Source organism: Psychromonas marina (assembly GCF_030161115.1).
Classification (GTDB): Bacteria; Pseudomonadota; Gammaproteobacteria; order Enterobacterales; family Psychromonadaceae; genus Psychromonas; species Psychromonas marina.
The window spans coordinates 464927-476652 of record NZ_BSPQ01000013.1; the positions used below are offsets into that span (position 1 = coordinate 464927).

At 39.4% G+C, this 11726-nt stretch carries 13 protein-coding genes and 1 riboswitch; of the genes, 2 read left to right on the top strand and 11 right to left on the bottom strand.

All coding sequences use genetic code 11. The annotated features are described in order from the left end of the window. Positions 1-7 precede the first annotated feature (7 nt). The 11 genes from moaC to moaA all read right to left on the bottom strand — a co-directional run bounded on the left by moaC (position 8) and on the right by moaA (position 9178). Positions 8-490, bottom strand: a complete 483-nt coding sequence (gene moaC, locus QQK09_RS14030; protein ID WP_284204778.1) for a cyclic pyranopterin monophosphate synthase MoaC — start codon at positions 488-490, stop codon at positions 8-10. A gap of 169 nt (positions 491-659) precedes the next feature. Then, positions 660-1175, bottom strand: a complete 516-nt coding sequence (moaB, locus tag QQK09_RS14035) for a molybdenum cofactor biosynthesis protein B (RefSeq protein WP_284204779.1) — start codon at positions 1173-1175, stop codon at positions 660-662. After that, positions 1175-1765 (bottom strand): molybdenum cofactor guanylyltransferase, encoded by a 591-nt coding sequence (locus QQK09_RS14040; protein ID WP_284204780.1) that lies wholly within the window; start codon positions 1763-1765, stop codon positions 1175-1177. The genes moaB and QQK09_RS14040 overlap by 1 nt, the downstream gene beginning before the upstream one ends. A 179-nt stretch (positions 1766-1944) precedes the next feature. Next, positions 1945-2487: a NapC/NirT family cytochrome c gene (locus QQK09_RS14045; RefSeq protein WP_431312599.1), complete on the bottom strand. Its 543-nt coding sequence runs from the start codon at positions 2485-2487 to the stop codon at positions 1945-1947. A gap of 48 nt (positions 2488-2535) precedes the next feature. Next, a complete protein-coding gene (locus QQK09_RS14050) occupies positions 2536-3006 on the bottom strand; it encodes a nitrate reductase cytochrome c-type subunit (RefSeq protein ID WP_284204782.1) in 471 nt (156 codons plus the stop codon). Next, a complete protein-coding gene (gene napH, locus QQK09_RS14055; RefSeq protein ID WP_284204783.1) occupies positions 3003-3890 on the bottom strand; it encodes a quinol dehydrogenase ferredoxin subunit NapH in 888 nt (295 codons plus the stop codon). The genes QQK09_RS14050 and napH overlap by 4 nt, the downstream gene beginning before the upstream one ends. Continuing rightward, positions 3887-4642 carry a ferredoxin-type protein NapG gene (gene napG / locus QQK09_RS14060; protein WP_284204784.1) on the bottom strand — a complete coding sequence of 252 codons (756 nt, stop codon included), beginning with the start codon at positions 4640-4642 and terminating at the stop codon, positions 3887-3889. The genes napH and napG overlap by 4 nt, the downstream gene beginning before the upstream one ends. Positions 4643-4673: 31 nt before the next feature. Further along, complete coding sequence (gene napA / locus QQK09_RS14065; protein WP_284204785.1) at positions 4674-7169, bottom strand: nitrate reductase catalytic subunit NapA; 2496 nt, start codon at positions 7167-7169, stop codon at positions 4674-4676. Positions 7170-7210: 41 nt separating this feature from the next. Next, positions 7211-7465 (bottom strand): chaperone NapD, encoded by a 255-nt coding sequence (locus QQK09_RS14070; protein WP_284204786.1) that lies wholly within the window; start codon positions 7463-7465, stop codon positions 7211-7213. Continuing rightward, positions 7462-7956: a ferredoxin-type protein NapF gene (gene napF, locus QQK09_RS14075; protein ID WP_284204787.1), complete on the bottom strand. Its 495-nt coding sequence runs from the start codon at positions 7954-7956 to the stop codon at positions 7462-7464. The genes QQK09_RS14070 and napF overlap by 4 nt, the downstream gene beginning before the upstream one ends. Before the next feature lie 241 nt (positions 7957-8197). Beyond that, a complete protein-coding gene (moaA, locus tag QQK09_RS14080; protein ID WP_284204788.1) occupies positions 8198-9178 on the bottom strand; it encodes a GTP 3',8-cyclase MoaA in 981 nt (326 codons plus the stop codon). Then, a riboswitch (molybdenum cofactor riboswitch) is annotated at positions 9170-9311 on the bottom strand. Its footprint overlaps the gene before it by 9 nt. 111 nt (positions 9312-9422) lie before the next feature. Between moaA and QQK09_RS14085 the strand changes: the two genes are divergently transcribed. Beyond that, entirely contained in the window at positions 9423-11081 is a 1659-nt protein-coding gene (locus QQK09_RS14085) for a histidine kinase (protein WP_284204789.1), read from the top strand. Further along, positions 11074-11709: a response regulator gene (locus QQK09_RS14090; RefSeq protein WP_284204790.1), complete on the top strand. Its 636-nt coding sequence runs from the start codon at positions 11074-11076 to the stop codon at positions 11707-11709. The genes QQK09_RS14085 and QQK09_RS14090 overlap by 8 nt, the downstream gene beginning before the upstream one ends. Positions 11710-11726: the final 17 nt, after the last annotated feature.

The following is an 11726-nucleotide window of genomic DNA, read 5'->3' on the forward strand; positions in this document are numbered from 1 at the left end:
ACCCCTGTTAATTACTAACTTTGAAATGTCCCGATTTACCACCGGTTTTTTCCAATAATTTCACCTGCGATATGATCATATCTTTCTGCACCGCCTTACACATATCGTAGATCGTCAGTGCCGCAACAGAGACCGCAGTTAGTGCTTCCATCTCAACGCCAGTTTTACCTGAAAGTTTACATAAACTCTGAATACGCACACGATTGGACTCAGGTTCAGCGGTCAATTCAACCTCTACTTTCGTTAAGGCTAATGGGTGACATAACGGAATGATATCCGACGTTTTTTTAGCGGCCATAATACCTGCAATACGTGCTGTCGCAAATACATCACCCTTATGATGATTACCATCAACAATAAGCGCTAACGTTTCTGGTGCCATCTCAATAAATGCTTCAGCAATTGCTTGACGCTCGGTTACATTTTTATCGGTAACATCAACCATATTGGCTTTGCCATCTTGGTTAATATGAGTAAATTGATTTTGCATGTTTTATGACTACCTTATTTCATTAAATGCGATTAATACTAATTCAAGTTTAATATTTAATTAATTCAAACTAAGCAAAGTCGTTAAATTCAAGGCGAAAGCGCGGAGTTTGGTCTACCAAATGAGCACTTTCAACGCAGAAGTTATCGACTTAGCGATGTTTGAAAAATTAAATACCTATGTGGGGCATAAAATTACATGGCTTATGCGTTGAATTCATCTGCTCTTTAATGATTTTAGTCCATGCCGTTTTACAGGCACCTGTAGAGCCAGGCATACAGAAAATAACCGTTTTATTCGCAAATCCAGCGATCGCTCGACTTTGAATCGTAGAAGAGCCAATCTCTTGATAGGATACATGACGAAACAACTCGCCAAAACCTTCTACCTGTTTATCAAATAAAACAAAAACCGCTTCTGGTGTCGTGTCGCGTGAAGTGAATCCTGTACCACCCGTAACTAATACCGCTTCGATATTATCATCGGCAATCCATTGCGAAACGATTGCACGGATTTTGTAAGGACAATCGATAACAATTTTCTTATCTGCAAGATGGTGACCATCCTCTATCAACGCATCAACTAAATACTTGCCAGACGTGTCCGTCTCTTCATTACGCGTATCTGATACGGTTAATACCGCCATTTTTGCAGGTTTGAACTCTTTAACACTAAGATGACTCATCATAATTCCTTGTTACTTTTTAATGCGTGATAGGTTGCTAAGCAATTTTCCCATTCTTCTGGAGTATTACTATTTTGAAAACGAAAATAAGATTCTGTTTGATAGTTAATAGGCTGTAGTTTAAGTGTTTTTAATAAACGATACAGCGACCGCTGCTTATTATGTGGTGAAGCTAAAGCTTCTGATAAATATTCTTTCAACTGTAGGTTCAATGGCAGGATCATTGGAAAAGTGGCTTGCTCATAAAATACCCCTTGTGGGTATGTTACAAACTGCTGCAGTAGGTAATGGCATTCTGCTTCACTTAACAAGGGCATATCAACAGGTACAATAAATAGAGCATCAATCTGTTGATACAAGAACTCAACGCAGGCATGCAACCCTCCAATAGGCCCTAATTCAAGGTTTATATCTTCGATACATTGGAAGTTGGGGTATTTACCACTGACGAAAGTATCGATTAAACCTAAGCCTGATAACAATGATACATTACGTGCTAATAATGTTTGTTTAGCGAATAAAAGCTGTGCTTTATCTTGCCCCATACGAGAGGATAAACCACCCGCTAGAATGATCCCTGCTATTTTCAAAAAGTATTCCTAAGCTATTAAAAAAGTGGACAAAAACGTCTTTCATTTACTCACTTCTAGTATAACGATTTTATCCCTCTTTAACAGATTACATATTAGAAAATAGCAGTGCTGTTAATCTGGTTAAAAATAAAAAGAGGCCAAAGCCCCTTTTTTAAATCATCACCAGCAGAGTAATATTACCAACCTTCAATGCCTTCCATATTAGGCAATTGATGAGCAATACCTTTATGACAATCTACACAGGTTTTTTCACCTGACGCAAGTGCTGTAGAATGTTGTTTTACACTACGTGCGCCTTGCTCACTGAAATCCATAAAATCAAACTGATGACAATTACGACATTCCTGAGAATCATTACCTTTCATACGTTGCCACTCACGATCTGCAAGGTGTCCACGGCGAGCTTGGAACTTCTCATCAGTACTAATTGTCCCCATCGCAAAAGCGACTAACTCTTTAGATGCTTGTACTTTACGTACAATTTTATCTGTCCAGTTATGAGGCACATGACAATCACTACAAATTGCACGTACACCGGATCGATTAGAGTAATGAATAGTCTCACGGATCTCTTTTACAATCGGCGCATGACATCCCGCACAGAACTCTTCTGTATTGGTTGCTTCCATACCGGTATTAAAGCCACCCCAGAAGATTATCCCTCCAGTAAAACCGAGTAACAGAATAAACCCCATTGAAGCTGAAGAGGGAGACTTCATCACCACCCATAAACGCTTTAATCGTTTTAACATAAAAAACTCCCTAACTTATCGTAACGAATCAACAGGCTGGAAAGTATTTCCGACCAATGGTTTTGCATCCGCTTGTGTTACGTGACACTGTAAACAGAAGTAACGACGTGGTGATACATCAGAAAGTGTCATACCATCACGCGTTTCATAATGGGTCACACTAATTTTCGTAGCTCCCATCTCACCAGCATTCTTAAAGCTATGACATGATAAACATTTATTCGCATTTAAGTTCACTTGATAACCACGTGTTGTATGCGGAATCATTGGAGGTTGTTGAACATAGTTTCTATCGATCAATTTTTGATCTCTAGGTACTTGCTTCAATGATTCAGATTTATTGATCGTTGAAATTTCAACTTGTCCGCGCAATGACTCAACACCACCACTATTAGTCATATAATCATCAGCATCAGCACTCCAAACTGGTGATGCGCTTAATGCTACGATCCCTGCTGTTATTATAGCTGTTAGCAATTTTTTCATTTTATTATCTCCACCTTTGCAAGGCTATTTTTACCGTTTAATACGGTTGTAATTACAAAAACATCTTCAGCACAAACATCAATACAGCGACCGCAGTTTGTACAATTCATATCATTGACTAAGGTACCAATTCCCTTTTTTTGTCCATGAACAGGGCCTTTTAAAATAGCGGGCTCAGGACAAACATTAAAGCAATCGAGGCAGTCCGTGCATTTTTCACGATTTTTTGCATCGACTTTAATAAAGCCTATTTTATTAACCACTGCATAAAACGCCCCCATTGGGCATAAGTGTCCACACCATCCATTTTCAACGGCCAGTAAATCAAATAGGAATATCATTAAAAATAATACCCAACCTGTTCCCATACCAAAAAATAGACCGCGGTGAAATGCAGACACAGGATTAACTAACTCCCATGTCATCACACCGGTAAATAGCGGCAATATCATCACCATTAATAGGATCCAATAACGCCACTGCGTGCTTAATACTTTCTCTTTACGTAGTTTTAATTTTCGTCTACACCATGCAGCTGCGTCTGTTATTAAATTCACAGGACAAACCCATGAACAAAAAACACGCCCACCCACAACGATGTAAAAAAGCAGTACAATGCCTGCACCTAAAAATGCTTGAAATATAGCAACATGACCAGAAGTCAAACTCTGCATTAGAATAAACGGGTCAGTAAAAGGAATAACATCAAACAAACTGCTTGAACTTAAATTTCCCTTTAATATCCAAATTCCCGCTAACGGTCCGAGTAAGAAAAAGCTAAGTATAGATAGTTGCGATAGTCGGCGCAGTAACAAAAATCGGTTAGCTAAAAGCCACCCTTTTTTTGCAATTGCTTCCTCACCTAAAGTATGTGATGTTTTCATTTCAACACCTCAGGCACTCTATCGGGTAAATCTAATACTGGTTCAGTCAATAATGAATGACCCGCTTTCTCTTTTTCTTTCCATCCCCAACGATAATGAGCACCAAGTTCACCTTTTGCGATATTTCTTGGTAACACCTTAATCGCAGTCTCTTCTAACACACAAGACTCTTCACATTTACCACAGCCGGTACAGGCATCTGAATGCACTGTCGGGATAAATACAGCATGATGACCTGTTCGCGTATTACGATGCATCTCCAGCGTAATTGCTTTATCAATAACAGGACAAACACGATAACAAACATCACAGCGTAGACCTTGAAAATTCAAACAATTTTCTTGATCAATTAAAACTGCTAACCCCATTCTTGCATCATCAATATTATCAAGTGTTGGATCGAGTGCCCCTGTTGGGCAAGCGAAGACACAAGGAATATCTTCACACATCTCACACGGATTTGTCCGCGCAAGGAAAAATGGTGTACCTGTTGCTATCGGCTGAAATAGTCTTCCTAATTTCAAAATATCATAGGGGCAAGCCTCCACACATAAACCACAGCGTACACAGGCCGACTGAAAATCAGCCTCTACCAATGCACCCGGTGGGCGTAGCATTTGTGGGTTGAAAGATTGGCTTTGGTTTGAATAACCTGCCAACCCTAATCCCATAAAACCTACACCACACGCGCCCTTGCTTGTATCCACAAGAAATTGACGACGTGTTTTTTTGCGTTGAGAAAACTTGCTCATTATCTATTGCGTACCTTTGTTTTAATATTCATTATGCTTTTTTGGTTATCTTCACAGCACACTTCTTGTAATCCGTCTCTTTAGAAAGCGGACAAGTCGCATCAAGGGTGATTTTATTCACCAACTGTTTTGCATCAAACCAAGGCATAAAGACCAAGCCAACAGGTGGACGGTTACGTCCTCTTGTTTCGACACGAGATGTCAGTTCGCCACGACGAGATGCCAATACAATCTCATCACCACGACGTAAACCACGTGATTTAGCATCATCAGGATGCATAAACACAACCGCATCAGGGAAAGCACGATATAACTCTGGTACACGACGTGTCATCGAACCTGAATGCCAATGCTCAAGAACACGACCAGTACTTAGCCATAGATCGTATTCTTCATCTGGCACTTCTGGCGGTGCTTCGTAAGGCAGTGCAAAAATCACCGCTTTTTTATCCGGTTTTCCGTAGAACTGCACTTCAGAACCTTTTTCGACATATGGGTCATAACCTTCACGGAAACGCCAAAGCGTCTCTTTACCGTCCACAACAGGCCAGCGTAGACCCCTTGATTGATGGTATTGTTCGTAAGGTGCTAGATCATGACCATGACCACGCCCGAATTGTGCATATTCTTCAAATAGGCCTTTTTGAACGTAAAACCCGAAATCACGCGCTTCATCATTGAGGCGATCTTCAGGCACTTCATCTAAACCAAATGCATCTACATTACCGTTACGATAAAGTACGTCATACATCGTTTTGCCTCTTACTTCAGGCATTTTAGCGATCAACTCTTCTGGCCAAACTTCTTCGATTTTGAAGCGTTTTGCAAACTCCATCATCTGCCATAAATCTGATTTCGCTCCCTCTGGTGCTTGAACTTGCTGATACCAGGTTTGCGTACGACGCTCTGCATTACCGTAAGCGCCCTCTTTTTCTACCCACATTGCAGTTGGTAAAATAAGGTCGCCCATCTGTGCGGTTACTGTCGGGTAAGGGTCAGAAACAACAATAAAGTTATCAGGGTTACGGTAACCTGGGATAATCTCTTCATTTATGTTTGCACCCGCTTGCACGTTGTTATTACACATTACCCAGTAAGCATTTAGCTTGCTGTCTTTTAACATACGATTTTGTAATACAGCGTGGTAACCTGGTTTTGGCGGAATAGTTCCTTCAGGTAATTTCCAAATTTTCTCGGCGATCGCACGATGTTTAGGATTTGCAACCACCATATCTGCAGGTAGACGATGGGCAAACGTACCGACTTCACGCGCAGTACCACAAGCCGATGGTTGACCAGTCAGAGAGAATGGACCTGAGCCCGGTTTTGAAATTTTACCGGTTAATAGATGCACATTGTACATTAGGTTATTAGCCCATGAACCACGTGTATGTTGATTAAAGCCCATTGTCCAGTAAGAGGTTACTTTGATATTTGGATCTGCATATATTTTTGCAAGTTTAATCAGTTTTTCAGCCGGTACACCTGACATTTTCACCGCGTAATCAACATCAAACTCAGAAACATACTCAGCAAACTCATCAAATGTCATTGGTGTTGAAGCACCAGAATCTGGGTTCTTAGCTGCTTTTTGTAACGGATGTTCAGGACGAAGCCCATAACCGATATCCGTTGCGCCTTTGCGGAAATTGGTGTGTTTTTTAACAAAATCTTTATCCACAGCATCGTTTTGAATAATGTAGTTTGCAATAAAGTTTAAGATTGCTAAATCAGATTGAGGCGTAAAAATCATACCATTATCAGCAAGTTCGAATGAACGATGCGTATAAGTTGAAAGTACATGCACGCTAACATCTGGGCTACTTAAACGACGATCCGTTAAGCGAGACCAAAGGATTGGATGCATTTCGGCCATGTTAGAGCCCCATAATACAAACGCATCTGCATTTTCAAGGTCATCATAACAGCCCATCGGCTCATCAATACCGAATGTACGCATGAAACCAACTACCGCTGAAGCCATACAGTGGCGAGCATTTGGATCAAGGTTGTTTGAACGGAAACCTGCTTTCAGTAATTTTGATGCAGCATAGCCTTCCATGACAGTCCATTGACCTGAACCAAACATACCGACTGATGTAGGTCCTTTCTCTTTTAATGCGTCTTTGAATTTAGTCGCCATCACATCAAATGCGGTGTCCCAAGAAACAGGTGCAAAGTCCCCCTCTTTATCATAAACACCATCGGTCATACGTAATAAAGGCGTTGTTAGACGATCTTTACCATACATAATTTTTGATAAGAAATAGCCTTTAATACAGTTAAGGCCTTTGTTTACTGGTGCGTCAGGGTCACCCTGTGTCGCAACTACTTTGCCATCCTGTGTGCCGACTAATACGCTACAGCCAGTCCCACAAAAACGACAAGGGGCTTTATCCCACTTGATTTTGCTTGCATCCTTACTGGCAATAATATTACTAGCGGAGGCGGGTAATGTTATGCCAGCCACGACGGCTGCAGATGCTGCAGCCTGTGCTTTCATAAATTCACGTCTGGTAAATTTCATGTTACGTCCTCACTCTCTTTAAACTACTATTTAAAAAATGGTTATGCTTCTGCTTTTTCAAACTCATGGTAGACAAGGCCAGTATTGATAACCCCATCTATTTCATTAATTGCGTCAATGACTTCCATAATAATGCGTTGATTAGGTGCTTCTAAGACCACAATTGCTTTCCCTTGTGGTGAAATAGTAATTACCTCAGCGCCAACTAAGAGATTGATGCTAGCTCGAATCGCATCCTCTTTTTTGATATTCACATGCACGATTAAACTTGATACATGCAACTCTTCAGGTTTCATTTGTTTTCCTTAGTTTCAATAGGCTTTACTTCGATAGCTTTAGTGGGGCAAGGTGCTACACATGCACCGCACCCAGTGCATAAATCATTGTCAATTTGGGGTACTGCGCTAATGCCAATTTGAAAAGTTAATGCTTGTGCTTCACAGCTTTCAGCACAGCTACGGCAATAGATATTTTGGTTCGCTAAGCAGGTATTATTGATTGACGCTTTTTTGTGCCATGGCGACTCGGTTATAGCTGTAAATATAGGCTCTTTACAAATTTCTGCACATTTCCCGCAGAAATCACACTCACCTAGATCAAAGTCAACATTTGGAAAGCCGCCATCCCCTTTAACAATAATTTCCTCAGGACAAACCGCTAGACAATCCCCACATTGCGTACAATTATCTAAAAACTGCTTAGGGCTAATAACCCAAGGTAACAAATTATCAGTCGTTATTACTTTTTTGGGACGAAACAAACTACGTTTATTGGCATCAAAATCCACAAAATAACCTTACTTTTTATAATGTTAATAAAAGGTTAATAAGCCTTTATTTTGTAACAAACAATAGCAAAGAAGTGTAAAGGAGGTATGTTAATAAGGTGTTCTATTGATACAAATCAATAGCGAAATTGAATAATGAGAGTTAACGCTCATTTATACTACGAGAAAAATTCTTGGATACGAATATAGGGAGGTTTCCCTTTATAGAAAAACCTATAAAAGGAAACCTTATTGATCACTACTAGCCACCGATAGATGCTAAATGAGGGGTTATACCTGTATTACCCGCTTGTAAATAGTGGCTCTCTTTCTTATCCTCTAATGCTAAAATAATGCGTGCTTTTAGTGCCTCTTTTTGTGAGGAATCTATTAACAAATCACGAAGATCAACGCCCTTTTCACCAAATAGGCAGAGATGTAACTTACCAGTTGAAGAAACACGTAAACGATTACAGCTTTTACAAAAATCTTGACTGTAAGGCATGATTAAACCAACTTCCCCCTGATACTCACTGTGAGTGAAAATTTGGGCAGGACCATCGTGACTCAACGGCACTTTTTGAGTCCAACCTTCAGCTAATAATTTTTCTTTGATCCATAAACCAGACAGGTGGTGCTTATCAAAAAATTCCGCATTATCTCCAGTCTGCATCAACTCAATAAAGCGCAACTGAATCGGTTGTGTTTTTATCCAATCGATATAAAGATCTAAATCCTTATCGTTTACCCCTTTTAGTAAAACACTATTGATTTTAACCTGTTTATAACCCGCCGTTACGCAAGCACTAACGCCGTCCATCACCTTTTGGAAAATATTTTTTCCGGTAATGAGGTAAAAGGTTTTAGCGTCGAGGCTATCCACACTGACATTAATCGCATCAAGCCCAGCATCGAACCAATGTTGTGCATCTTTTTGCAAGCGAAAGCCATTCGTCGTAGTGGCAACCTTTTCGATCCCCTCTACCGAAGCAACGGATTTGATAATATCGGAAAAATCCTTGCGCAAGCTAGGTTCTCCGCCGGTTATACGTACTTTTTTAGTACCTAATTCTACGAAAGCTTGCACTAAGTGATTAATCTCTTGATGAGATAAAAATTGATTTTCATGACTACGTTGATACCCATCAGGTAAACAATAATTGCATTTGAAATTGCATTCATCGGTTATCGACAGGCGTAAGTATTCAAACTTACGATTGAAGTTATCTTTAAGCTGTTGCATTTTTAAGTTCCTTTCCAAACACGGGAGGCAAAGCCGTTTCCACCTTTACCCTTCTTAACATTATTTAAGTTAAGCGGCTTAATTCACATATTAGAAAAACTTAGTGATATTAAGCTCGGAGCTGTATTGAATATGTAAACACTATGTTACATTGAAATTCTTTTTATATTCTCTATTACCTATGCAAATTAATCTACCATTTCACTCCCATTCTGTTGTAAAAGTGATCACAAATGCTTGTTTGATGATTCTAATCATCTCTGCAGCTCATATTATAAGCGTATTTACGACTTTCGACAGCCACATCGAAAATATAAAAATAATTGATAACCTGACCAGCCTTAAAATATCGACCACAGGGTTACTCTATGCATCACAATATCATCCACAAGATTTGCCAACACTTATTCAGCAAATAGATACGCAATTAGCCAATGAGCCGCTTTTTCAGAGTTCATGGTTTAATACACAACAAATTAATCAAACCAACCAGAAACTCGCAAATCAGTGGGCTGAAATACACTCCACTATTGATCAACTGCGTTTTACTGAGACTGAAGTGTTATTACCTGCGTTCTATGACTCTTTAGACAATATCGTCAAACAATATCAGGTGCTTGCAAAGAAAAAGATACATATCATCCATCTTGCTGAGTTTATTAGTTTTTTAATTACCATGATGATTGGAGTGACACTTTATCTGTATTCAAAAAAGCAGATCGTACAACCCATCAAACAGTTACTTAAAAATGTACAAGCCATCAAAGCACATCAATTCGATCTTCCTTACCCCTACCCTAGTAACGAAATTGGCGTACTTTCGCAAGGTATTAAAGACACTTCAAGTGAGTTAGACCATTTAATTTCAACCATGCAAAAACAAGTTTCAGAGCAAACCGTAGCCTTGGAAAAAGCAAACCAAACCATTGAGTTTTTATACTCAATTTCGCAACAATTAAGTACTGTAAAATTAACCTCCCCGATTTTATACAATGCATTAAATGCACTCGCGAGACAGGCTAATTTAGATAAGCTTTGTCTTGAGCTGAATAACGGTACTTTCATTAATAGCGAGCATGGTTGTGCAGGTATTGACCAGCGTATGCGCAGCATTCCAATTATTATTAATGGTAAGCCATTTGGTTTTTTAAATTATGTATTAAAACAGGGAGCTCGCGATCAATATGCATTAATAGAGAGTTTTACTGGGTTAGTTGCACGTGCGTTATATCAAGAGGAGCACAGCTTACAAGCGCAGAAAATTTTATTAATGGAAGAGCGTAATATTATTGCGCGCGAACTGCATGACTCCATTGCGCAATCACTGTCATTTTTAAATATTCAATGTACGCTGTTACACCGACAAGTTGATCACTCACAACAACAAGCTCAACAAACCATCGGCAACATCGAAGAAGCCGTTTCCGATGCTTATATCCAATTACGCTCTCTGCTCTCAACCTTTCGTTTAAGTGTTACCGAATCTAATTTTAAAGAAGCATTGTTAACGATGATAAAAACATTGCAGAAACAAACCGCGGCACCTATTACGATTAAGCAGTTTGAATCTTATTTTTATACTGACGCAAGCCAGCATATCCACCTATTACAAATAGTCCGAGAAGCTATTATCAATGCCATTAAGCATTCACAATGTTCTCATATCGAAATCTCATGCATTATTACTGATCAGCATAAGGTATGGATTAGTATTATTGATGATGGACAAGGAATCGTTAATAATAGTGAAAAAGATAACCATTATGGGTTATCTATTATGAAGCAGCGCGCCGATGAATTAGGTGCAACACTTTCATTTAACAGCTTAATTCAAGGAACAGAGGTTAAGCTTATCTTCCCCTATAAAAAATCAATATTGAATCAAGGAGCTGAAAATGACTAATTTAACACGTGTTATGATTGTTGACGACCACCCACTAATGCGTAAAGGAATCCAACAATTACTCTCTATAGACCCCATCTTTAATGTGGTAGCAGAAGCAACAAACGGTATTGAGGCAGTAAGTTATGCTAAAAAAGTATATCCAGACTTAATCTTACTTGACTATAATATGCAGGGTATTTCAGGCTTAGAGACATTAAAGGCATTAAAGAGTGATAATTGTAGTGCTAAAATTATCATTTTAACCGTCAGTGACAGTAAACAAGACGTGATTGCGATGATCAACCAAGGTGCAAATGGCTACCTGTTAAAAGATTCAGAACCTGAGTTATTGTTAGCAAACATCAGCAAAGTGCTCGCGGGGGAATTAGTCGTCAGTGATAAGCTCATCGATTTTTTAGGAGAGCTGGATGATGAAGATAATATTCGTGAGAAGCTAGCGCATTTGACCAAGCGTGAACAACAGATAATGGCAGAAGTAGCAAAGGGATTGAGCAATAAAGAGATATCAGAAAGTTTACAAATCTCTGAAGGTACGGTAAAAGTACACGTTAAAAGTTTACTCAAAAAACTTGTCGTAAAATCACGCGTTGAAGCGGCTGTTTTATACCTACAACAGCCCAAGTAAGCCCTTAAACAGTTCGG

What these genes read in the sequence shown, in the direction of transcription:
- moaC (WP_284204778.1), bottom strand. Translation starts at nt 490, where the DNA reads ATGCAAAATCAATTTACTCATATTAACCAAGATGGCAAAGCCAATATG.
- moaB (WP_284204779.1), bottom strand. Translation starts at nt 1,175, where the DNA reads ATGAGTCATCTTAGTGTTAAAGAGTTCAAACCTGCAAAAATGGCGGTA.
- QQK09_RS14045 (WP_431312599.1), bottom strand. Translation starts at nt 2,487, where the DNA reads ATGAAGTCTCCCTCTTCAGCTTCAATGGGGTTTATTCTGTTACTCGGT.
- QQK09_RS14050 (WP_284204782.1), bottom strand. Translation starts at nt 3,006, where the DNA reads ATGAAAAAATTGCTAACAGCTATAATAACAGCAGGGATCGTAGCATTA.
- napH (WP_284204783.1), bottom strand. Translation starts at nt 3,890, where the DNA reads ATGAAAACATCACATACTTTAGGTGAGGAAGCAATTGCAAAAAAAGGG.
- napG (WP_284204784.1), bottom strand. Translation starts at nt 4,642, where the DNA reads ATGAGCAAGTTTTCTCAACGCAAAAAAACACGTCGTCAATTTCTTGTG.
- napA (WP_284204785.1), bottom strand. Translation starts at nt 7,169, where the DNA reads ATGAAATTTACCAGACGTGAATTTATGAAAGCACAGGCTGCAGCATCT.
- QQK09_RS14070 (WP_284204786.1), bottom strand. Translation starts at nt 7,465, where the DNA reads ATGAAACCTGAAGAGTTGCATGTATCAAGTTTAATCGTGCATGTGAAT.
- moaA (WP_284204788.1), bottom strand. Translation starts at nt 9,178, where the DNA reads ATGCAACAGCTTAAAGATAACTTCAATCGTAAGTTTGAATACTTACGC.
- QQK09_RS14085 (WP_284204789.1), top strand. Translation starts at nt 9,423, where the DNA reads ATGATTCTAATCATCTCTGCAGCTCATATTATAAGCGTATTTACGACT.
- QQK09_RS14090 (WP_284204790.1), top strand. Translation starts at nt 11,074, where the DNA reads ATGACTAATTTAACACGTGTTATGATTGTTGACGACCACCCACTAATG.